Source organism: Allorhodopirellula heiligendammensis (assembly GCF_007860105.1).
Taxonomy (GTDB): domain Bacteria; phylum Planctomycetota; class Planctomycetia; order Pirellulales; family Pirellulaceae; genus Rhodopirellula; species Rhodopirellula heiligendammensis.
This window is the reverse complement of sequence record NZ_SJPU01000001.1, coordinates 2,089,398-2,114,093: the sequence shown is the minus strand read 5'-3', so window position 1 is coordinate 2,114,093 and position 24,696 is coordinate 2,089,398. Positions and strand designations below refer to the sequence as shown.

The window sequence follows — 24,696 nt, the reverse complement described above, 5'->3', positions numbered from 1 at the left end:
ATCTCGGTAGACGGTTCCTGCCTCTCTATGGTACTACTTCCCATATGGACGAGCCGATCACCGAAACGGAATTGCGCGAGGCGATGCGTGCCCGACTTCAGCGAAAGCACGTCAAGACGCCGACACTCATCGTCGACGAATTAGGCGTAGCAAGACATTCGGCGCGAGCAGATCTTGCCGTGGTCAACGGCGCCCTGCATTGTGTTGAGATTAAGAGCGATCGTGATAATCTCTCTCGATTGCCCAACCAGCTCGAGCACTACGAAGATTACTTTCACACAGTGACCGTCGCGACGACGAGCCGTCACGTTATCGGCGTCACTGAATTCGCTTCGCCGCGCGTCGGAATCGTCGTTGGCAGGCGAACTCGTTCAGGAACCATCGCGCTAAAGCAAACTCGACCTACCCTTCGAATCGACATTGATCCAATGAAAATCGCCCAGCTCATCTGGTACGACGAACTGGGCGAAGCGATGGAACGTCGCGGGTGGCTTCGAGGAAATCGCAAGCTCGACGGGAAATCGCGACGAGAGTTTTTAGTTCAACGTCTCAAGGTCAACGAACTTCTTGACGAACTCCGCCTATCTCTGGCGGCGAGGCGAGAGCGGCAACGTCTCTTGCAACGTACGCCAAGTGATGGTTCCACTCGAAGGGGCGGGCCAGTCCACGCACGTTCGACAGAGCCGTTGGTGATCCCACCGCTGCATCCGCAAAGTGCTGGTCGCCCCAACTGAACGAAGCTCCGCAGAATCTTTTATCTTGAACGAGTGTCCGAATTAAGTCGTGCGTCTTTTGCTGGTTCTTGTTCATAAAGCAGCCTTCGCTTCGGAACACGAGATGGTGGCCGTTTATCGTGTATCGAAGCGAAGGGTAAACCAACGTGTTGCCTCCCTGGCCCTCGTCCGGGTCGCCCCAAACAGTTCCATAGTCGCCAAACTTGTAAATCGCGTTCGAATCTGATTGCAAAAACGCAGACCATTCGATCCTCTCAATCGTTTCTATCGAGTTGTACGCAATCCCGGAGTGATCCTTCGGATAGGAGCCCGCAACGATTGCCGGAGTTTCTTCCGTCAGTCTCGACAGTTTCGGCACAAGTGAAGCGAGACAATGATTTAGGTCACTTAAGCTGCGTTCCCATGGGCCGAGTTCGCAGATAAACTGCGTGCGTCTTTCTTTCGCTATTTGCTCCAGATGTTTCGAATCGGATCGTTGATCCGGAGTTCCACTATTGCCTAAAACTGCCACGCCGCACCGGAAGCGATCGTCCATCCGTTTAAGCGAGGCACGGCAAACGGGAAGATCCTTGGCGTAGCATCCGCCGACAACCTTCAGCTCCCTTGGCAATGAGAGCAAGCGAGATTCGGCGTTAGGCCAGTCCTCGGAACTGATACAAAGCACGATCGGGTATTCCGTCGCTGTTTGCGCCCATGTTTCGACAATGGTTTGTCGCTGGCCCTTCGGCTTTTCTTTCACCGATCCCGGCTTTATCGAAATAACAGGGCAAACCACCGCGTCTGGGATCGCTGCTAAGTTTTCAATCGCTTGCAGTTCATACTTCTTCTGCCGCAGCACGGGGAAGTAGTTCCCGTCAGTTACACAAGTCACAGGTTACATTCCATTTCTCGTTCTCGAATAGAACGCCAAACGTCCCTGTCTAGCGGATGCGAAACTATCGCAATGTCGTTAACCATCGCATCGCTGCGACGGTGGAAGATCCACAACCAGTGACTGCCCAAGAGGGTCACGTGTTTGTTCGCATTCGCGAGGATCATTCAGCTTGACGGAGAAAGAAAAAAGCCAGCGCCCCGGTTGTAACAAAACACCTGAAGAGATGTCGGGGGCTGGCCAACGGCTTTCGCCGCCAACGAATCTTAGCGGACTAGTGTTAGCGCACCAGGCCTGATTCGCGTGGTTCGTTTTAGACAATCACCGCAGAAGGATTGTCATCGCTCGTACTTCTCGTACTCCGATCCTGTGAAAGTCTCTCCAGCAGGATCCCGTCAACTGAAAAGCCAAGCTTCCTGGATAGATCGAATCCTTGATTGCGAGTGATCTTTTCGACTGCCCCGCTCTTGAATCGCACAGTACAGGTGTCAGCAGAGTGAAACGTTACCTGCTCGACCTCGGATATTCGCACCGCAACGATTTGATCGATGCGATTGAATTGGTGAAAGTTTTCTGCCATAACCACTCCTGTTTCAGTTCGAGTGGCGTCCCTGCCAATACTCCATCCATCGCGGTGGAGTTGAGAAAAAACGTAAGCGACGCGGACGGGACTCGAACCCGCAACCTCCGGATCGACAGTCCGGGGCTCTAACCAATTGAGCTACCGCGCCTTCATATGAGGCTTTGCCTTTCGAAAAAGGCGTCGAGCGAAAGTGTCTTGGGTGACTCCTTCGTTCGTGTGGGTGGAAGTATATCGATGCTGCTGAGTCATGCAATAGGTGTCAGGACGTAGATCCAAAATTCTCGAAATTTCTCCGTTTCACGGGGAAGGATTGTACTGATTGCACAATCATTTCCCCTCTGGAGGCCGGTGACGGCTCAGCTCTAAGTCCTAACGCCGTCGCTCTTTGCGCCCACTGGACCACGAAATCCCGCGATCCATTTCAGAGAGGTTACTCTCAGAGAAATCCGTACGTGCCAGGCGAGGCGCGAACGCCTTAACACTGACATCTTCCGGAGCGAGGACTCGGAACCGCGTCATCAAAGTCGATTGGATCGACAGTCGGGAGGACGCGTTCTCGCACCGCAAAAGGTGAGGAATGCCATACGTCGTTAGCTTCGGCTTCGACGCCACGACGATGATACCCCATTTACCTATTTGACAATCGCCAACAGGTTACCAGCTTCGACCTGCGTTCCCGCGGGCGTATGGATCGTTTCCACGGTCCCGTCGAGCGATGCATTGATGGTGGTTTCCATCTTCATCGCCTCGAGAACAAAGAGTTTCTGTCCTGCTTTGACCTTATCTCCCACGGCAACGGCGACGGTGATCACCATCCCGGGCATGGACGCAGCGATGTGTGTTGGATCATCGGCATCCGCTTGAATGGCTGCTTTCACTTGGACGTCCAGCGATCGATCGACGACAGCGACTTCTCGCGGCTGACCGTTAAGTTCAAAGAACACAGTGCGGCTGCCGTCAGGATGCGGTTGGCCGACGGCGAGGAACTTGACAATCAAGCGTTTGCCAGGCTCGATATCGACGGCGATCTCGTCGCCAGGTTCTTGGCCATACAAGAAGTTAGGCGTTGGCAGAATAGCGACATCGCCGAATTTTTCGCGATGTGCGGCGAACTCTTTGAATACCTTGGGATAAAGCAGGTACGTCACGGCATCCCGGTCACTCGGTTTTTCCTTAGTCATCTCTGCGGCGGTGGCGCGAGCGGCATCCAGATCGGCAGCGGGCATGGTGGCACCCGGACGCTCGGTCAATGGAGCTTCGCCGGCTAAGATGACCTTCGTGACTTCCGTGGGAAAACCGCCTGGTGGTTGCCCCATCCGACCACCGATCAGGTCGAGCACGCTCGCGGGGTATGCGTGCTGCTTGTTGGAGGTCAGGACTTCATCAGCGGACATTTCATTGGCAACTAAAAACAGCGCCATATCACCGACCGCCTTGCTCGTTGGCGTGACTTTGACAATGTCGCCGAACAAGCGATTGACGTCCGCGTAAGCGCGGCACACCCCCGACCAGCGATCCGCCAGACCGAGCGCGCGGGCTTGTTGGAAGAGGTTGGTGTACTGACCGCCGGGCATTTCGTGGTCGTACAAATCGCCAGTTGCTGGCAGCACGTCACTTTCAAATGGTCGATAGAACTCACGTGCTGCTTGCCAGTAGGTGGCCAAGTCTGTTAGTGCGTTCGTGCTCAGTACCGATTCTCGCTCGGTAAAACGAAGCGCTTCGACGAGCGTATTCAGATTCACTTGGCTGGTGCCACCAGACATTGGCGCCAATGCCGCGTCGGCGATCTGGAGTCCTTCACTAGCGGCGGCCAATAGTGTTGACGCTTGAATCCCGGCAGTGTCGTGGGTGTGCAGGTGGATCGGGATGCCGATTTCTTCACGCAAGGCCCGCATCAACGTTACCGCAGCGGCCGGCTTGAGCAGTCCCGCCATGTCTTTGATGGCGAGCAGGTGGGCGCCACCCGCTTCGAGCTTCTTAGCTAAGTCGACGTAGTACTTGAGGTCATATTTCGTACGGCCCGGGTTCTGCAAATCCCCTGTGTAGCAGATCGATGCCTCGCAAATCCCGCCTTCGGCGAGAACAGCATCCATCGCCACGCGCATGTTCTCTTCCCAGTTCAACGCATCGAATACGCGGAAGATATCCATGCCCGCTTGGACGGCCTCGTGCACGAATGCGCGGACGACGTTATCGGGATAGTTCGTATAGCCGACCGCGTTACTGGCCCGCAGCAGCATCTGGGTCAGAATATTCGGGACGGTGGCGCGGAGATCGGCCAGCCGCTGCCAAGGTGATTCGTTGAGAAATCGCATGCTGGTGTCAAACGTTGCCCCACCCCACATTTCGAGTGAGAACAACTCCGGGGCCAGATGGGCGTATGCGGGACCAATCTGCAGCATGTCATAACTACGGACCCGGGTGGCGAGCAGCGATTGATGAGCGTCGCGCATCGTCGTGTCCGTGATCAGCAGGCCTTTTTGTTGGCCGATCCAGCGGGTCAGACCATCGATTCCCTCTTCACGGAAGATATCGGCGGTACCACGTGGCGGCTTGGACCGCTGCGGATACTCGGGGATCGGTGCCGGCTCGGTACGTACGGCGACGGGGCGTCCGGCCACGAGTGGGTTGCCGTTGACAATCGTTTCGGCCAGGAACGTCAATAGCTTCGTCGCCCGGTCGCGGCGACGGGGTAAACGGAACAGTTCGGGCGTGGTGTCAATCAACCGAGTCGTCGCTTCACCGGCGAGAAATGTTGGATGATTGACCAATTTGAGTAGGAAAGGAATGTTGGTCTTCACTCCGCGAACTCGGAACTCCTGCAGCACACGATCCATCCGTGAGGCAGCGGCGGCGAGCGTTGGGGCGCGGGCGGTAACTTTCACCAACATGGAATCGTAAAAGGGATTCACAACGGCGCCGCTGTAAGCACTCCCAGCATCGAGTCGGATTCCCAGTCCCGCGGCCGACCGATAGTGACTGATCCGGCCGTAGTCCGGCCGAAATTCTGCGGCCGGGTCTTCCGTGGTCACGCGGCACTGCATTGCAAAGCCATTGGTCCGAATCGCGTCCTGCGATCCCAGCCCAACCTCATCACTGCCAAGCCGTCTGCCTTGCGCGATCATGATTTGGCTGCTGACGATATCGATGCCCGTGACTTCTTCGGTGACGGTGTGTTCGACTTGGATCCGTGGATTGACTTCGATGAAATAAAACTTGTTTTCATCGACATCGAGTAAGAATTCCACCGTGCCGGCGTTTTCATACCCCGTGCCCCCACCGACCGCACGGCCGATTTTGAGGGCGGCTTCGCACAGGTCTTTCCGCATCTCGGGGGATAGATTCGGCGCCGGAGCGAGCTCGACGACTTTCTGATGCCGGCGTTGAACGCTGCAGTCCCGCTCCCATAGATGAACGAGATTACCGTGTCGGTCGCCGAGCAACTGGACTTCGAGATGTCGTGCACGCTGGACAAACTTTTCTAAAAATACCTCGTCGCTGCCAAAGGCGGTTTTGGCTTCTCGCTGGGCCGCTTCGAGTGCGGGAGCGAGATCTGCTGGTTTTTGCACGACGCGCATCCCGCGGCCACCACCACCCTTGGACGCCTTGAGAATGATTGGATAGCCGAGTTTCGTTGCGGCCTGCTCTGCTTCGTCGAGTGAGGCAACGGCTCCCGCAGTACCACTGAGGACGGGCACCCCAGCTACTTCCGCCAAATGCCGGGCACTGGTTTTGTCACCCAGGTCTCGAAGGGATCGCACGCTGGGTCCGACGAACAGAATCCCCGCATCCTCAAGTGCCTGGGCAAAATCAGGGTTTTCCGACAGGAACCCATACCCGGGGTGAACGGCATCGATGTCGTGTTTCTTGCAAATGTCGACGATCGCGTCGATATTCAAATACGAGCGAATCGGCTCGCCCGGTTGCCCGATTTGGTACGCCTCGTCAGCCTTGAATCGGTGCAGAGCGTAGCGGTCCTCGTGAGAATAAATCGCCACGGTGCGAATGCCCAGTTCCGTAGCCGAACGAAACACTCGGGTCGCAATTTCACTGCGGTTAGCCGCCAACAACTTGCGAATAGGACGGATGGAATCGTTCGAGACGGTAGCATCTGCGGGTTGAGACATCATGCAAATCGATAGCGAGAAAACGAAGCGGTGAATAACGTCTTAAAGAGTAACGAATTCAGAGTCTCCCGTGAAACTACCCTTCCTGATTGCGCGTCACACCGCGACATTTTTTCGCGTTCTGCGGCCGGCTACGCCAATAAAACTGATGACGACGTGCCCAATTTTTTTCTCAAAGCGTATGAGTCACTAACCGTAGAGGTCGTGTGCACTTGAGTGGGCGAGACCGAGCCGACCAAACCCGGCAGGACCGCGAGACCGGTGACTGGCAGCGGCTCACGAACGCGGCCGAATCCCCACGCAGTCCCGCAAAGTACTGTGCCTGCAGCTGCATCCTAGTCAATTTTCGCGGCGGCAAACGCGAGCCGCCTTCCAAAATACAACCGCCTTGGAAATCCCCGACTCGGAAATACCCGCCTTGGAAATCCCCGCCTTGGAAATCCCTGCGTTCCGAAATTCCCAGCCTCGGAAGTACACGCGTCCCGGCGATTGTTACTGCATACTTTCGTTGACCGCGTCCACTTCAGCGCCGGTGGGGCGGATCATTTCGAAGTACTTTCGAATCGTTTGGCGGTGTCCCAGGGGGATTGATTCGGAATCTAACACCGATTCACTCAGGGCTTCGTATTCATCGGCCTTTTCACGATAAGTGCGGACAGCTTGCTGCTGATTGGGGTCGCTCGACTCGGTCTCGACATCGACGTCGCCTTGCAAGGATTCCTGGCCCTTCAGGTTCATCTGGGGATTGGTTTTCAATTGAGCAGTCTTGAGCCCCGGTTCATTGTTGCTTTTGCCGCTGCCGGCTTTACTACCACCTTTTTTGTTGGACTCGCTCTGGCTACGACACTCGCTCTCACATTCGGACTTGCACTCGCTCAAGCACTTGCATTGTTTTTTGAGGATATCCGAAAGTAACTTGCGACGGGCTTGTTTGCGTGCCTCACCAGCGAGGCCTTTCATCCCGTCGCTGAACTTGCCGCGTTTGCCTTCGCCGAGTCCCTGGCTAATCTTGCTGGCTGCTTCGGCGACCGATTTCTTTTGATTCCCGTCACCCGCAGCCTGTTGAAGTTTATCGAGTTTTTCGGTGATCGCTTTCTCGGTTTTGCGATCAAGATCCGGCATTTCTAGCTTCTCCAGCTCCTCAGCAGCTTTTTCCATCTCGCCCTTGGCGAGCGATTGCCCTGCTTTGGCCATAGCCTCGGACAATGCCAACGCACTGCCAACCTGTTGCAGTTCCGCTGCGACTTGTGGATCATCCAGCTGCTGCTGCATCTCTTGCAGCGAAGCTTCCATCTCCGACAACGTCGCGAGGGCCTCCTTTGGATCCAGGCCGGGTTCTTTCAGCTGTTCGATCAGAGCCTCGAGGTCCGAAACCAATTCCTTCAACTCGGGGTCGTCCGATTTTTCTTGCAATTCCTTGAGATCGTCCAAGTCATGTTCAACACGCAGTGCCTGCTGGCTGACGACGTCGTTGCGGACTTCTGCGGCCGTCAATTTTGTTTTGGGCCCGGCGAAAATGGCCAACACGATTGCCGCAATGCTAATCGCGATCGCAATGGGCCACGAGGAAGGACGAGCGAGCGGAGCGACTTGTTCCGCCTTCATCCGCGATACATGTTCATCGGCGTCAGCGAGCTGCAGCCGTTGGAGGGCCGAGGCGGATTCACTTTTCGTCACGCCATCAAATTGCAACGCGGTCTTGGTGCGGTCCTTCAAGCCCCCAACACGGTCAATCGCCGCTGCGGCATGCCGCGTCGAGCGTGCGGAAACCGATGCATAGATCAATCCCATCAGCGGACCGGCAGCGACCGCAGTCGCGATCCAAATCCGGGCGACGCCCTCGCTCGACAACAAACCGGCGACGCCGATCAGACAGGCAATGGTGCCGCTGACCAGCAGTCCTGCGCTGATGCAACGCCACTGCCACTGTCGCTGTTGGCGGCGACGAACGGTTTCGATCTGTTGTTGCAATCGAGTCATGAGCAGAAGTCCTAACGGAGAAGGTTACTTGTGTGATCGTGCTTCACGAATTCGTGGATCGGTCAGGGTGTGTGAGCGGCGTCGCGGAATTAATGGAATCGCGGGCGTTAACGCAGCCGTAATCCGATCGATGGAAGGATTCCAGCTCCATCAATGTGGAGTGGCCGAGCCGTTCATCCCTGTGAAGTATATCCGTTAGCGCCCCGGGTGGGGGAGAGAAATATCGCACTATTTTTCATCTATCAGACTCAATTGCTCCAGCGTCACTTCAGCAGTACACGCGCTATCAGAGCATTTACAGCCAAATTCGACCGTCCGGATTGCGGCAGATCCGATAGGGAATGCCGCCAACCAACGGAAATCCTCGGAGTCAGGACTTGCGATCAAACAGTGCATTTGTCCGTCGCGACGGATCATCCGGAGACGTCCCGATGGCAACGCCTCGTGAACTGAAAATCCGCCATAATACTTCTCTTGTGGATCGGGAAAGTTATGAGCCGTCCGAGCGCGACAGGTGAGGCGATCTTGCTCGTCCAATGACAACTGTAGCTCAAACACGGATTGTTCCGGATCATTCATCTGAACCCGCAGTCCTGTCGCGATCCCCCACCCCTGTTTAACCGGGGTCATGGTCAGGTCGGCGTAGTCCGCGGTGACTTGAAAATCGCCCTCGATCACGCGGCGTCGGATTACGCCCGGAAGTGACGAATATCCTTCACTGTCGTGCAAGGACATGTTGACGCCGTTGGGAGAGTCGATAGTTCGATCGGCTGGCCCCAACACCTGGAAGCCCGCTGATTTCATCTCCGCGAGTGTGCTCAAGGTAGTAGCCTTTCCCTCCAATCTGAACGCCCCGCCAGTCGGTGCGGCGAGATCTTGATCATCGACTTTCGGCAAAGTCTTGGGCCATTGCCCACGATAAATCACATTCCGCACGCGGCACTTTGTGCGATTGACATATCGGAACAGGCCGAAATGTCGCTCAGAGCTCGGCGATTCCACGTCAACGCTCGCGACCTCTGTATCGTTGACCGTGATCGTCAATCGATCTCCTGCGAGCTGCAGGCGTACTTGGTTCCAATCTTTCTCACGCAGCGGCACGGATGCGGCGGCGCCTTCAATCTCAGCCTTGTTATCCGCTGTCAAGCGACCTAACTCGTATTGTCCAGCCGTCAGAAGATGACGGCGAATTCCCTCCGGCGAGATCTGAAATGCCTCTGGTCCGAGAGCCGGATGGACTTCGAAGACGCCCGGTTCGTACCAGTACTCCAACTCAATCACACCATCTTCAAACATAGGACGTTGATACTGAATCAAACCCTCCACATCGGTAGCTTGGGTATTGACTGGGGGCTTGCCAACGATCTCGTCACCATCACGAATCCATGGCGCGCCGGACGCACGGTCGGTGGAATGCCACCCGCCATAGATGTCGGCGCGCCATCCAGACAGATTATTAATGTCGATCAAGTCAATCTCGTCTGGGATCTCGGGAGTACCCGTGATCCGCAGATCGCTAATTGTTGCGTAGTCCGACGGCCAATTTACTTGCAACATCAGCCACGGATTGGCGGGTGAATTGAATTGCTCCTCATGAATTTTCACTCCATTGCTGAACGTGGTAATCTTGTTGCCGTCAACTTCGAATCGAGTTTTGGCACGATGATCCCAATGCGGCAGTGCCACATCGTCACCAACCGTTTTTGATCCGTGCATGACTGTGTAAACCTTTACGCCATGAAGATCATAGGAGGGTTGGGCGGCATGCTCGCTGTAGGCAATACTGACTTCCTCATGACCGAAGTTTGAGTGTTCGGCTTCCACGGTGAACTCACCTTGCAGTGGCGACTGAAAGAATAATTGGCTCCATGTTTCCGACGGGAAATGTTGCACCGTCCCCTGGGCCCCCCGCCAAGTTGAAGGGCGATACCCTTTCCATCGATCAGCCGGCCCCGTGTAGGTTGTCGCTTGCCACTGATTGAGCCCCTCGCCGGCGAGCTTCGCTCGCTCAGGTGCAGGGTACTTTTGCAGTAATTCGATATCGCCATACAGGGCATGAACGTACCGTGAGAACGTGTCATCGCCAGATTTGCGTTTGCCATCTCGCTCGGCGAAACGCAGCTCCCGCACGATATCCAGTGCTGCGGTGCGATATTTTTGTTCGTGGGCTGCCTGCCAGGCGAGCACAAATTCGGCTGCCCTGGCCCGCGATGTCCATTCATCGGTCGCGTGATCGCGTAGCAGACGCCACGCCTGCTGCAAAGCTAAACGCACGCCCTCTTCGGCACCCTTTCGCAGCACAATCAAGCCGCTCAAAGCGATCTGATTGTGGGTGTCGAGGCCGGCTCCGTCCTCGTTGGCTAGCTCCGCAATCTCTGCCGACAACTCATCAAGTTGATCGAGTTCATCGGCCAGGCGGACCAGTTCCACGGCGGGACACAGCACATTTGCGAGCACGGCACTCTCATTCGGTTCACCCACCGAAAAGTACATCCGCGTGTTCGCGTGATCGGGGTTTGGCAGCACCCATGATCTCAACATTTGGAAAGCATCTTCGGGACTTTGATCCCGCGCCAATTCCACTACCTCGCCAGCCAGCAATGCAATGGACACATCATCGACCATCGTACCGATTTCGCTCCGCTGGGCGTCGGAGGGTGCTTGGTCGAGCTCGGTGATATTGGCCGCTAACTCCTCACTCCACTGCTCCGGCCAGTCGCCACTGAGTATCATGTTGCGAACCTGAGTCGCTTGATTCTTGTAACGGAAGATACCCAACCGGGTCGACAGCTGCGGATCGATAGGTCGCTCGAACACCATTTCCCCATTGATGGAAACGTGGACAACAGATTCACTCAACTGCACGTTCACTGCATTCCACGCGTTGGGCTTGAGCGGGAGTTCCTGCGGACCGCGTCGATAGTCCGACTCAATGACTGAGTTGTCCGGTGCCAGCGGTGTGGGGCCGTCCCATGACGGTACCGTGACCCAATGACTCGCTACTCCATCGCCTAACAACATCATCGCCAAACCGCCAATCGTGGGATGAGCCACCGATTGCCCGGGCACGTAGAAGAACTCGTACGACACTTGATCGCCATCGACCAGGGGCCGCGCGTACTGAATCCAACTCTGTTGCGGTGGCCCGCCCGCAGCAGGAATCGCGCGTCCCTTCAGCACTCCATCCGCAGCAGTCCAATCAAATTCAGACGGCTCCTGCTTCTGATAATATGCAATCGCTGAGTTTTCGTCTCCCACAGTTTCAGCCATCAAGCGGTGCCGTGGTTGCGACTCCCCGAACGCAGAACAATCCCAACCGTCCAGCCGCCCCTTTCCGATCAGTGAGACTTCGCGTGGGATCATCGGTTCACCAGCAATGCGCAGATTTCGCATCGCAGCAGATCGAACATCCAGCGTTGACAATGTTAGCCAAGGGCTCGTCGTCGCCGCTTCCTCTTCGTAGATAGTCTGTCCGTTGATCGCATAGGTCAAATCCCCATCCCTACGCGTGAATGTGACCGTGTCAAAGGTTGGGCGGGATCGATTCAGCGACTCATTCCGGCTGAATGACTCATGCCCGACCATGGAGCTGATCGTGGTGCGATTATCCGTTCCAATATTGATCCCCCCGAATCCAATGCTCGACTCCGCCCAACTTTCGTCGAATCGATCAATCGAAAGAGTGAAATCGCCCGTCAGGGGAAATTTCAGGAACAACCGATCATGGCCGATACCGTCGAGGTGAACCAATTGATTTTCGTATGACGTCCACCATGGTTCGCTAGTACCACTGTCCCCTTCTGCCGATGATGAGATCCAGTACGCCAGCTTTAGATCTTCGCCTGCGTTCGGTGCCGATGACGACTTGCGGTGATTCCAATCACGTGCCCAAAAAACCAGGAGGTCCCTTTGATTTGCGTCGATCAACTGAGCTCGCACCTGGGCGTACCGACCATCAAACTCCGGTGACATTGCCTCCGAGCTTAGACAAGCTTGAAGCAAGAGATAATCACCGAAGAGCATCGGCGTTCCGCGACGTGTATTCACCGTCTTGCTACGCTCCTTCATCGAACTCGACAAGGATTGGTAGGTTGCCATCGCGATCTCTTGGTCACCCATGGCAACTGCAATCAGTCCCAACAGCGACTCGGCGTCGGCTATTTCTGCTTTCACGAGCGATTCCAGCTCACCACGCAGGCCCTCAAGCTGACCGGCGGCCATCGCCGCACCGACCAATTCCGTGAAATTGCTCATCAACCGCGGCGACGACAGGTTATTCTCTTCTGTGCCATCGGTGCGGAACACAGGTGGGACATAACGTTGCCTGGTAATCTCGGTTAAGAACCGAATCGTCTGGCGACCCTCGTCGGGCAGCGTCCACTTCTTCCATGCTCGGTAGCGTTCCTGAGCGGTGGCGGTTCGCAGAGATGTCGCAACTGCAGAGAGCGGCATCGCCAAGTCTGGTCGCGAGAAACTTTCGGCATCAAAATCCATGGCCCGGCCAATGAGATCGAGCGTCAGATCCGGCAGATTCAGCGACGCTGTCTGGCTAGCGATCTCGGCTAGATCTCGCCATTGTTGGTAGAGTCCGTAGTCGCCACTGAAGCGACTATAGTAGCTCTGCCTGCTGGACAAGAGTGTCTCGATGTATTCCTTGACCGACTTTGTATCGCCTGTTGATGCGAGGTACTCGTTGACAAGCTTTGGCAGCGCCGCTGAGAGGTTCAATTCCGATGTTCCGTTACCAGACGCCTGCTGCATCTGGTCTTGGAGAGATCGTCGTAGGATCGGAAACGCTGCCGATTTCAGCTCACGGTGATCGAATGCGCGTAGTGCTGCCAGGAAAGCAGCCCCTGCATCAGCTGTTGGCAGTCCCGCTGCGGACAACGCCGCAAGCTCATCGAGGTTCTTCTTGGCCTCCTCACGCTCATCTTGCGCGATCGCCACCAGCGTTTTCATCACAGGCACTGAGACCCGCGTGGCCGGATTGCCTGCTCGCTGATCGAGTTGCCGTACCAATTCGTCTAGTTGGTCAGAGGCGACGGCACTGGCAACCAAGGGTTCAGCCAAACTACTCGCATTGCCGTCAAACACGTCCGCGTTGACGTACATCATGATCTCAGTGGCTCGATGGGCAGGCAATACCATCGCGGTCAGGACGTCGAAAGTTTCGGTCGGTGGATAGTCGTCGCCCGTCCACAGTCCGACGATTTCTTTTAAAGATTCCACGACCTCGGCCTCCATCGGATTGGCAGCGGACTCGCTGCTGGTGACGACGCGAGCGTAGCTTGCCGATTGCGAAGTGCTTAAGTTATCATCGGATAAGTCAGCGACGGGAAATCCACCGCGTAGAGATTCTTGGACCGCCCTCCGAGAAAGCTGCGGCATCCCGTGCCGCGCTGCGGCCTTCCCGATCAAGCTGGCAACTCGAAACTGGGAAACCGTTAAGGGCGGCACGAACGCTGTCGCGGGGTCAGCCGACTTATCACCCGTTTTCTGTGAGCGTGTAGGACGAATGGTCACTGCGTCGAGCAACTGCTCCCACCGCTGGCGTCCGCCCTCGGTATCGCCCTTCTCGGCGAGACGTTGGCCCCATTCGAACAAGATGGCAGCCTGTTCTTGAAAGGAAACTTGACGCTCAGCCGCGGACAGCGCGACCTCTGCGAGTGTGGCTCCAACGTCCCGCAGATCATCACGGCCCAGGCACTGTCGCGCCACGAGCCAGATCGGTACCAACTCGGCTGCCTCGCGGCGCTGCCTGGAATTGGGACGTCGGCCTTCTGCGATTGGCTCGAGAGGCTGATTTTGAACGATCGAAACCAATCGCTCAACGGCAGCTTGGGCATCGTCTCGATCGGACTGCAACTTCCAATCAGCGACCGCAATCGCAAGGGAGGTATCTTGCGAATACTGGTTGGACAGGGAATCAAATCGACTCGCAATTGCGTTTTCGGTCTGCAGATCCTGTGACAATTGACTCAACAACGCCACGTAGGCGCTATCCATTGGTTTGATCGTGGACGCGTCAGCTGCTGAAATGCCGACCATCAAGTCAATCGCCGCCGCATCCGGATTGACTTCCTCTGGGATCTTCAACAGCTGCGAGATCATCTCGTCGGCCTTCTCTGGCTTCATCGCGGCAAGCGCCTTTTTGATGCCCGCTTCCGCCTGCTGCTTGAACTGATCACCGCGGCTGGTGAACTGAGCAGCTGCCTTCATCCCGTCGGTGTCGTCAAGTGTCTCACGATAAAGCCGAATCGCGTCAACAGGGAAGTCCATCCCCAGCAAGCGTTCACCCACCCACTGCATGTTTTGGAGGCGTTGGTAGGATGCGTAAGACTGATCGTACATATCGGATCCGTCACCATCGAGCTGTTTTAGCAATAGCTCTCGCGCCTCGTCTCGGCGGCCAGTTGCATCGTAAGCGATGACCAGTTTCGCGACGGGAGAATACTGCAATTGGTCCATGCGATTCTGAGGCGGCTTGTTCACTGCTATTTCAAACAGGTTCAACGCCAGGGCTCGAGTTTCCTCGTCTTGATCGAGTTCCTGGCCAATGATCCAACACGTTTCCGCCGGAATCGTCTTCATCACTTTCTCATCATCAACGATGGACTTCAAACGCTTGCGTCCCGCTTCAGATTTCTCCGTCGCCAGCTCAATCAAGGCGAGCATGGCTTGGCCGCCCAACCATTCCGGATGCGCGTCTGTAGCCGTTCGGATGGTTTCTTGGAGATCCTCGATTTTGTCAGTCGACTTCAGGCCGTTTAACAATTCGCCGAAGTGGGTGATGACATTGCCATCGCCCGAATAGGAGTAAATAGAATCCATCCCCGTCCATCGATTGGCTTTGATGTCCAGAGGCGTCGGCACTACCATCTTTTTGGCGAAAGCGTAGACACGGGGATTCTGTAGCAGCTTGGGATCGCGGAAATTCTGAACGAAGTATTGACGATATTGAGGTAGCGCATCGAACGCACGTTCCAGCAACGCCATCGCAACGTCAACGTTCTCACCCTCCTGCAACAGTGACGTCGCTGCTCGCGCGAGGTAGTACGGTTGCGTGACTTGTTTCAGGTCAATTTCGCTAAGTGCTTTGACCAACTCGACACGGCGTTTGGCTTGGCTGAATACCCGCTCGATCTGGTAGAGTTCCGACGTGACCCAGTTGGGCTGCAATCGGAGCACGGCAAGATACTCGTCGCACGCTTCACTTCGTTTGCCCGCCGATTCCCATTGCTTGGCCAACTGCAGACGCAGCATCGGTGAATTGGGGCGTCGCTCGACAGCCTCTTGCACCAGCGTCAATGCCGCGTCTTTCCGGCCGGTGACGGTGTAGAACTCGAGCAATTGTTCGACCAGCTTGTCCGAGTCAGGCGAGCGGTTGTACTGTTCCTCTAATTGCGTGATGACTTCTTTCAACGCGCCCGACCGCTGCAACACATTGATTGCTTGCGTACGCACTCCGCTCTCACTGCTGCTGTACTGCAACGGACTTCGTGACGATCTCGCGTTAATCGACATTGGCGAAGTGGTGCGGCGGAGCAGGATATGAGCTACCTGGTTCGCTTTGTCCGTTTTGCCTTGGCCCTGGTAAAGCATCATCAACGACGCCATCGAGGTCGTTTGATTGCTACTGGTCCGTTCAATTCGTGAGATGACCGCATCGGCCATTTCGCTCAACCCCAGTCTTCGCATTCGCTCGACAAGGCTGAGCTGGAGTTGAGGACTTAACCGCAGCCCAAACAAGCGTTCGGCCGCCGTGCGGGCCCGATCGATATCGCCAATCCGTTCAGCCAATTGCAGTACCGCGATCTCCTTGCGCTGGAGGACCTGCTGATCGCGAGGTTGCACGGATTCAATCAACGTCAATGCATCCTCAAAATCGCCGCGTTGTTCATACATCGCTGCCATATCGAATCGCATCGGCAGATCATCTGGCAATGCCTCGGTGACCTTGGCCATCGACTCGATTGCCCCGTCCTGGTCATCTGCCCACCATAAAGCCGCGGCGAGGTAGAGTTGACTGCACAATGCTTCATCGGATCGCGACTCGCTGGTGCCACTCGCTCGTGATCGCAATTCGTCCACGAGATCACTCGCCACATCGTTCTTGACAAGATTCTCATGGACTTGCCGTAACAGCGTCAGCGTAGCCTGATCGAGATACAGACTCGTCGGGGGAAACGCGATATTGGTATAACTCGTCTCCTTGCCATAAACAATCTGCGTCCGCCCGCTCACGGAGGCGCTATTGGCGGCCTGGCGTTTTCTCGTGTTGAGCGCATCCACGAGCCGACGATGTTTTGCTTCGGCAACCGACACATCGAGTACAGCATTTAAGATCGTCAAGAGACGTGCGTTTTCTTCCTCGGCAGCCAGTTCACCCATCCACCGCTGGATCGTATAGGTTGCCGCTGAAAGCACATTTGCGCTGGCGGTGCTTCCAGCGCTTGCCGAGCGGTTTCCACGGCGCGAGGGAGCCTCGACCGGTGCGGCGGCAATCTGCTTCAGCGCCGCCATTTTCCAACGCTCAAAGTACGCAACGACTTCCTCATCTCGCTCCTCTTTCATAAGCAAGGAAATCGCGCTAGCAAGTTGCTCAGCGGTCTCGGCCTCCTGCAAATGCTGATCGATCAACTCCTTGGCCTCCCCGTCGTGACCCGCTAGGCGAAGTTCCCCAACGAATGTGTTCAAGAACGCTCCCTCTCCTTTGAACACGCCTGGCAACATCTGGTAGCTGCCACCGCTCAATATATAGGCCTGCCCGTTCGTACCAAACGCAATGTTGCCACCATAGATCGCCCTCAGATCTACATTTTTATTCTTTTCTTCAATCGCTGCGTAGCAATCGCGAACCAACTGCAGATCATCTTCTGAGAGCGGAGTGCTGGTACCCTCTGCGTTCTGGCGAGTCGTGGTAGGCTGCGCGTCGCGTAGCGAGAGCGATCCAAGGAAGAATCGTTGTCCCTCACTCTCTCCCTCTTTCGCCAATCTTCGAGCGATCTCGTATAGCTTCCTGCTGTCTTCCGTGACCGATGCTGCATAAACGGCGTCGTAGATGGCGTTACGAGGGGCGTCCTCAGCGTCACCTGCTTCGTAGAGGCGATCGACAATTGGCATCGAATCGTGGGAAGTCGCATCTGCCTCGACCTCGTCGGTTTCCGTTCCACGTTCAGCATCCTGTCCGAATTTCACTAGCCATCCGATCGCAGCCATCCGGGCCACGCCGTAGACGTCAGGCGTCCAGGTCGGCGGCGTCTGCCCAGGTTGATAATAGCGATTGTCGGCGATCAGTCCCGCAGCCTGCCGGACTTGCCCCGCTGAAGTCCGCATTGCCAACGGAGACTGCCGCTGCGGTGCTACCGAAGTCACGCCTCTCAGATTGTCGGACTTCGCTTTCGCTTGGTCTCGCTGCCACTGTGCCTCGGCCGACCTGCCCAGGGAGTCGTACGGCAAACTGAGCGACAGAATTCGGTCAAACCGGTTCTTCGCTTCGTCAGTCTTTTCCAGGTTCGCCCACGCGACGGCCTCGCGGTACAAAAGTTCCCAATCTTCGCGTGACTGAGCCAACAGCGGTTCGATCACGTCAATCACCGCTTCATTGTTGCCCTGTCGCAGCAACGAGTCGATTGCTTTGATTTGCCGGATGGGATCCTCTTCGCGCCGAGTTAGCTTGACGAAAATGTCCCGCGCCTCGTCGATTTGACCGTTGGACATCAGCATCGTGGCAAGGGGAAACTCGGTCTCGTGGCCAGGCGCGATTGCGACGAGTTGGCGTTGGTAGCCGATCGCCGCATCGAGTTCGGCACCGTCTTGGCAGAGTTTGGCCAGCTGATTGAGGAGATTCGTGTCCCGGGTGTCTTCGCTGAGCAAGCTCTCGAGTTCTTGCCGTGCCGCACCAAAATCGCCCGTGGTGTGCCAGGCCTGGGCCAAGCAGATCGTCAGTTCTCGCCGTTTGTCGTCCTCCCGACGTTCGCGTTCAAACCGTTCGATCAATTTGTCGAATTGATTTGTCTGCTGATAGAGGTTTGCCAGTTTGATGGTGAGACTGACTTTATCTTCCACTTCATCGGATTTATCGAACGCGCGCCAGTACACTTCGATCGCTTCGTCAGTACGCAACTGATCAGCGAGGGCTGCCGCCAGTGCCATGATCAGATGTGGCTCGTTGGGGTTAATACGAACCGCTTTCCGCAATGCTTCGAGGCCATCATCGGATCTCCCCATGCGGAAACACATCTGGGCGTAGAACTCGTAGTGGTCGGTATTGCCGGGGGCCGACACGATCAACTCCTTGGCGGCGGCTAGCGCCTCGTCGGCACGGCCGAGCTGTGCTTCCAAACGCGACACGTTCATCAGGTGATCGCCACGCGAGCGTCGATCAATTACCGCGAGTTTGCGGCTCGTCTCTGCCGCACGGCCATAATCACCGGATGTTTCAGCAATTCGCGCCGCAGCGGTCAACGCAACGATGGATTTGGGGTCGCGCTCAATCGCGGTGTCGATCGCTGCCGTCGCATCCGGCCATCGCCGGGCCGCCTCGTAATAACGTGCCAGACGATACCAATCTGCGGAAGTCGACTTTGAATTACCACTTACCTCGGCCGCCAATCGCTCCGATTCCTCATCCAGCCGCTGGCTGGTTTGTAAAACCTCGATCCTTTGCGTTACCACCGCCTCATGCTCGTCATCGCTCGACGCGAGCTGTTTGGCTTGATCAATGTATGCGAGAGCTTCGTCAAATCGCCCCGCGCGGCTGTGATAGTCGGCGGCCCGAATCTGCAGGTTGAAACTCTTTGGATCGAGTTTGACTGCCGCGGCGATTTCCGCAATTGCCTTTTCGGGAAACCCAAAACTGTTGTACACCTCAGCGAGCCGGGTCAAGTTGATCGCGGTCGCTCGATCGTCTGCCGCAATCCCCGCCCAAACCTGCAACGCTTCTTCGGGGCGTTTTTGAATGAAGAGAAACTCGCCCAAGTATTCTCGATACTGCGGGTCGTTCGGCGCCAGCTCAATCGCTTCGCGGTACAGTCGTTCGGCCTGCGGGTTGAGGTTGTTCTGCCGATACAGATCAGCCACCTGTGAGACGGTGACCGCGTCGTCGCGGTGGCCGGCTAGCATGCGATTCCAAATCCGCTCGGCTTCTTGCTGGCGTTCTCCTTGCGGCATGTCTTTATTTCGCAGTACTAACTTGCCCCACTCCCGTAGAAAGTCAGGGTTCCCCGGCGCGGCTTCCACAAGCGTTTCATACTGCGAGATCGCTTTGTCAAACTGACGGTCGTTGACCAATTGATCGATGAACGATTTCCGTAGGTCGGTGCGTGAGGGCGCCAGTTTAAGGGCCTTCTCCATCCACTGCATCGCCTCCGGCATCCGCGCCGACGAAGCCAGGAATCGAGCCAATCGCGACATTCCGTCAATGTCATCTGGATGCGTCTCGAGCCACCGTTCGTAGTACTTCACTAAGTTATCTTGGTCACCCGATCGCAGAAAAACGTCGTCGATGCGGCGGCGCACATCCCGGTACAGCCAGCTATCCGGATTCAAGTCCGACATCACCTGTTCAAGTTCGGCGATGCCAGCATCACGCCTCCCTGATTTAATCCGTAACTCGGCGGCAGCGACTTCGTAGACCACACGTCGGTAGTCATCGTTAACGAGCGTGGCCAGCTTTTCATAACGCGGCAGCGCCTGGGCCGCCTGTCCCTCATCGGCCAGCGTTGCCGCGATCTGTTCCAGTACACGTGGGTCCTCCGGAAACAGCGATTCCAATCGTTGCCACACTTCCATCGCTTCATCGGTGCGCTGGGCGCGTTGATGGACGCGTCCAAGTTGCTGGTAGATTTCTAGCAGGTCGGCACGAGGAGGTTGACAATCGATCGCGCGCTCCATAGATGCGACAGCCTCGACGGACTGGCCAATACGCAGTTGCGATTGCGCGAGGTAATAAGGTGCCAGTGCATCTTCGGGCCGCAGCGATTCAGCGTGCTTGAAGGCGTCGACTGCTGCACCGTCGTTGCCGCGTTGCGATTCAAAGAGCCCCAGCAACATCCACGCCGCACCGTCGTCAGATGACTCTGTCGCCTCTATCGCAAGCGAATCGATCAAGTCATCGAGGGTGCCAAATTCGATGTGGTGCCCGTATACCCGATCAAGAGCCGTCCCGCGCCGCGGATTCCGCTTCAAAATGAACAGGAATCTTTCCGCTGTTTTGATCTGGCGAAGTTCGTCTTCCGAGAGTTCGTCCGCGTCGGCAGAAATAGAATCCGCCGCATTCTGCGGTGCCGCGGCCACCTCGCGTCCTGGTGAGGTGATCGTGGTGCAGAGCACGAGTAAACTCAAACTAAACCAGTTCGAACCGCTCATCGACTTCATCTGGTAACCTTTGAATAGAAACTTTCGCCACTCGTTGGAATGTCGCAGGGAGGCCCGAGCCAACTGCGAAACATATACTAAGTCAGTCAGAGCTGGCCGTGTTCTTCGGCGGCGAAACACATCGCGCGTGGAAGACCTTAAGCTACTGACCACCGACTCACCGACTCACCGACTTACCGACCCACTTGGCCCACTTGGCCCGCCGCCTGACTCTTTAACCCCGTCGGCTCGGAGAGTCGAGCAACCTATAAAATAACACAACGCAACTGCAGCATGTCACGATTCCCGATAGAATCGAGATGACCTCCCACACCCCGCGAGAACCATCGATGAACATCGACGATCAACTGAAACAGCAACTCGACGACTTTCGTCGTGATTTTCACTTGCTGAAATCCGAGATCTCCAAGGTGATCGTGGGGCAGAACGAGATCCTCGATGACATGCTGATCTCGCTGATCGCTGGTGGGCACGTACTACTCGAAGGGGTCCCAGGGCTCGGCAAGACCTTAACCGTGCGCACGTTGGCTGATGCGCTGCATCTTGAATTTCACCGCATACAATTCACACCTGATTTGATGCCTGCCGATTTGATTGGCACTCAAGTGATTGTGGAATCGGCGGACGGCCGTAAAGGGTTCGAGTTCCAACGTGGTCCGTTATTTGCCAACGTGCTGTTGGCCGACGAGATCAATCGTGCGACTCCAAAGACACAGTCGGCGCTGCTCGAAGCGATGCAGGAGCACAGCGTCACGGTCGCGGGAACGACCCACCGGTTGGCCGAGCCGTTCTTTGTCATGGCGACCCAGAATCCGCTCGAGATGGAAGGCACCTATCCGCTGCCCGAAGCCCAATTGGACCGATTTTTTTGCAAGCTGCTGGTCAAGTATCCCAGCGTCCATGATCTCGAGTCGATCTTGGATCGCACCACCGAGTCGCTGCAAACGCAAGCTCAGGCGGTCATGACGGGCGAACGAATTCTAGAGATGTCTGCGTTGTCACGACTGATTCCAATCGCTGCGGATGTACGACGGTATGGCATTGCAATGGTGGTAGCGACTCACCCGGATCACGAGCTGGCAGCCGAGTCGACTAAAAAGTACGTACGCTATGGGGCCTCACCGCGGGGCCTACAATCGTTAATTCTCGGTGCAAAAATCCGAGCGATCTTGGACAATCGCTACCATGTCGCACGCGAGGATTTGCGTGAGATGGCAACCCCAGTATTGCGGCATCGATTGATATTGAACTTTGAGGGACAAGCCGAGGGCATCAGTGCTGACGACGTGATCAGCAAGATCATTGCTGACGTCGCCGAAGATTCATTGGCGGTGGCGTGAGCGTGCTCTTCCCAACTGATTTTCTGACGCGATTGGAATACCTTTCCATCATGTCCAAGCGGGTCTTCCGGGGCACTCTCCTGGCCCAACGCCGGACGACACAGATGGGCTCGGGAATTGAGTTCTCGGATCACCGTGAATACACACCCGGCGATGACCTGCGCTATCTCGACTGGAATATCTACGCCCGTCATGGTGACCTCCTCCTCAAGCGGTTTCAGGAGGAACAGGATCTACACGTTTATCTGATGCTCGATTGTTCGCCCAGTATGGCGGTGGGAAATCCGGCAAAGTTTGATTTGGCACGGCACCTGACGGCGGCGTTGGCCTACATTGCGCTCGCAGATCTCGACCGCATCGCAGTGCTCGCATATGCCGATGGGATTGTGCAAGAGTTCCCAGTGACCCGTGGCAAGGCACGCATTTTGACACTGATGCGGTTTCTAGAGTCGCTTTCGACCGCTGGCCACGACACCAATCTGTCGCGTGCTGTGCAGGGGCTGGTTCATCGCGGCGCCCGGTCCGGCATGGCGGTCGTGATCAGCGACTTCTTTGACCCCCATGGGTTTCAACCCGGACTGGACCTGCTGCGATCGCGGCGTTTTGATGCACACGTGTTGCAATTGCATGATCCCAAAGAGGCCGACCCGATGCTGCTCGGTGATGCAGAATTAGTTGACGTTGAAACTGATTCCATTCGCATGGTCACCGTTACTGAGAAACACCTCCGCACCTATAAAAAGCTGTTTCAGACGCACCAGCAATCGGTACGTGAGTACTGTGCGAACTATGGATTGGGGTGCACGCAGTCACCGTCAACAATCCCGTTTGATAAACTGGTGTTGAGCATGATGCGCACTTCGGCGACGGGAGAATAACCACCATGTCGTTTGCCGCACCGATTGCCTTGACATTGGCAGCTTTGGCAGTGCCGATCATTGGGCTGTATATTTTGAAGGTCCGACTGCGTCGGATTCCAGTTTCGACCAATATGTTTTGGCGACAGGTCTACGACGAGAAGCCGCCACGATCGTTGTGGCAAAATCTACGGCACTGGCTGTCGTTGTTGGCCCAGTTGCTGTTGCTCGCATTACTCGTGCTCGCCGTCGCCGACCCTTATCTGGCTTGGCAAGCAGCCCGGGCGCGGCGGATGGTGATCGTCATCGATACTTCCGCCAGTATGCAGGCGACCGATGTGGAACCCACACGTTTCGATCTGGCGATCGACGAGGCGCACCGCGTTGTCGATGGCGTCCGCGATCACGATCAGGTCGCGATTGTCTCGGCCGGGAGCGTGCCAAAGGTCGTCACAGGGATGGCCAATCACGCTCCCACGCTGCGGCGCGCTCTCGATTCGATTCGTCCCACCGATGCGCCGTCGTCAATTGATTCTGCGGTCATACTGGGGCGACAACTCATCGGCGATCATCCTCACGGGGTGGTTGTCGTGATCAGCGACGGTACGCAGGAGGTACCGGCTGATGTCGATCAACGCTTCGTCGGCACGCCGGCAAGGAACCTCGGCATCACGCAGTTACAGACCCGCCGCAGTTTTGTCGATCCGGTTGGCTATGAAGTACTCGTCGAGGTGAAGAACGCGTCCGACGAGCCAGCCCGTGGACGATTGGAGCTGGAGCTCGACGGCGTCCCGATTGACGTGTTGCCCTTCGATCTCGAGCCAGACCAGTCTTGGGCACGCACCATTGAGAAGACGTCGCTCGAAGGCGGTGAGCTCACGGCGACGTTGACACAATTGGCACAGCCCGACTACCTATCGACCGACGACATAGCGTGGGCGATCGTGCCGCCGCGCGAGTTACAGAAAGTGCTGATTGTCTCACCCGGGAACCTATTTTTGCAAAAGGTCTTCGAAGCGAACCCTTTGGTGCGCGTGACCATCGCTGACGAGATCCCCGCTACCTGGCCTGATGACACGATCGTCGTGCTGCACAGACTCGTTCCCGAACAGATGCCGGCGAATGATTTCCTGATGATTGATCCGGAATCGAGCAGCGATTTGTGGGATGTGGGCGGACTCATTGCCAACCCCATCGTGACTGAGCAGGATGAAACATCGCCGCTGATGACTTACATTCGGCTGGATAATGTGCTCGTACCGGAAGCTCGCCAGCTTCAATTCAAGGGGGATGTCCACGCACTCGCAGCCACCGTGAGTGACGACCCAATTTACGTCTCGCTCGATCGAGACGGGGGCAAGGCGTTGGTCCTGAGCGTGAATTTGGAACAGAGCGACTTGGCATTCCGCACGGCATTTCCCATCCTAATTACGAACTCGCTCGCATGGTTTGCGGACCAATCCGGTGAGCTGGAGCCGGCGATCGCATCTGGAGAGATGGCATCCGTCAAGTTCAGTACCGATGATAAGCGTACGCTCGTTTCACCGTCGGGAGAACGCTCGCCAGTATCCGGCGATCTAGTCGGACCCTTGGCGGAAGTGGGCATCTGGTCGGTCCAGGGGAATATCACCGAAAAGAAAGTTGCGGTCAATTTGGCGAACGCAGTTGAATCGGATCTGCGGCCCGCTGCCGCTACCCAAGCGGACCGCCCGTCCTCCACCGCGGCGTTTTGGTTTACCCGCCCGATTTGGTTCTACTGCGCATGCCTAGCACTTTTCTTGTTGGTGGTGGAATGGTTTTTGTATCAACGCCGGCTGATCGGATAG

Annotated in this window: 8 protein-coding genes, 1 tRNA gene and 1 pseudogene; 4 read left to right on the top strand and 6 right to left on the bottom strand. The window is 56.3% G+C overall.

The genetic code is table 11. The annotated features are described in order from the left end of the window. Positions 1-44 precede the first annotated feature (44 nt). A pseudogene (locus Poly21_RS28260) lies at positions 45-563 on the top strand (sce7726 family protein); the annotation flags it as partial. Here the strand turns inward: Poly21_RS28260 and Poly21_RS07915 are convergent. The 6 genes from Poly21_RS07915 to Poly21_RS07895 all read right to left on the bottom strand — a co-directional run bounded on the left by Poly21_RS07915 (position 556) and on the right by Poly21_RS07895 (position 20,673). Beyond that, complete coding sequence (locus Poly21_RS07915) at positions 556-1,572, bottom strand: beta family protein (protein WP_496109472.1); 1,017 nt, start codon at positions 1,570-1,572, stop codon at positions 556-558. The pseudogene Poly21_RS28260 and the gene Poly21_RS07915 sit on opposite strands and share 8 nt — an antisense overlap. Positions 1,573-1,918: 346 nt before the next feature. Beyond that, positions 1,919-2,185 (bottom strand): hypothetical protein, encoded by a 267-nt coding sequence (locus Poly21_RS27245; protein ID WP_302118063.1) that lies wholly within the window; start codon positions 2,183-2,185, stop codon positions 1,919-1,921. Between the two features lie 77 nt (positions 2,186-2,262). Beyond that, positions 2,263-2,336 (bottom strand) — tRNA-Asp (locus Poly21_RS07910). Between the two features lie 484 nt (positions 2,337-2,820). Further along, positions 2,821-6,318 carry a pyruvate carboxylase gene (locus tag Poly21_RS07905; RefSeq protein WP_146406314.1) on the bottom strand — a complete coding sequence of 1,166 codons (3,498 nt, stop codon included), beginning with the start codon at positions 6,316-6,318 and terminating at the stop codon, positions 2,821-2,823. Between the two features lie 489 nt (positions 6,319-6,807). Beyond that, complete coding sequence (locus Poly21_RS07900; RefSeq protein ID WP_146406313.1) at positions 6,808-8,295, bottom strand: DUF8809 domain-containing protein; 1,488 nt, start codon at positions 8,293-8,295, stop codon at positions 6,808-6,810. A gap of 228 nt (positions 8,296-8,523) precedes the next feature. Next, positions 8,524-20,673 carry a DUF1583 domain-containing protein gene (locus tag Poly21_RS07895; protein WP_146406312.1) on the bottom strand — a complete coding sequence of 4,050 codons (12,150 nt, stop codon included), beginning with the start codon at positions 20,671-20,673 and terminating at the stop codon, positions 8,524-8,526. 299 nt (positions 20,674-20,972) lie between these two features. Here Poly21_RS07895 and Poly21_RS07890 point away from each other — a divergent pair, with 299 nt between their 5' ends. The 3 genes from Poly21_RS07890 to Poly21_RS07880 are packed head-to-tail and all read left to right on the top strand — an operon-like array spanning position 20,973 to position 24,696. Next, positions 20,973-22,013 carry an AAA family ATPase gene (locus tag Poly21_RS07890; protein WP_367302533.1) on the top strand — a complete coding sequence of 347 codons (1,041 nt, stop codon included), beginning with the start codon at positions 20,973-20,975 and terminating at the stop codon, positions 22,011-22,013. 50 nt (positions 22,014-22,063) lie between these two features. Beyond that, positions 22,064-22,891: a DUF58 domain-containing protein gene (locus Poly21_RS07885; RefSeq protein ID WP_146406311.1), complete on the top strand. Its 828-nt coding sequence runs from the start codon at positions 22,064-22,066 to the stop codon at positions 22,889-22,891. 5 nt (positions 22,892-22,896) lie between these two features. Beyond that, on the top strand, positions 22,897-24,696 hold the full coding sequence (locus Poly21_RS07880) for a VWA domain-containing protein (protein WP_146406310.1): 1,800 nt from the start codon (positions 22,897-22,899) through the stop codon (positions 24,694-24,696).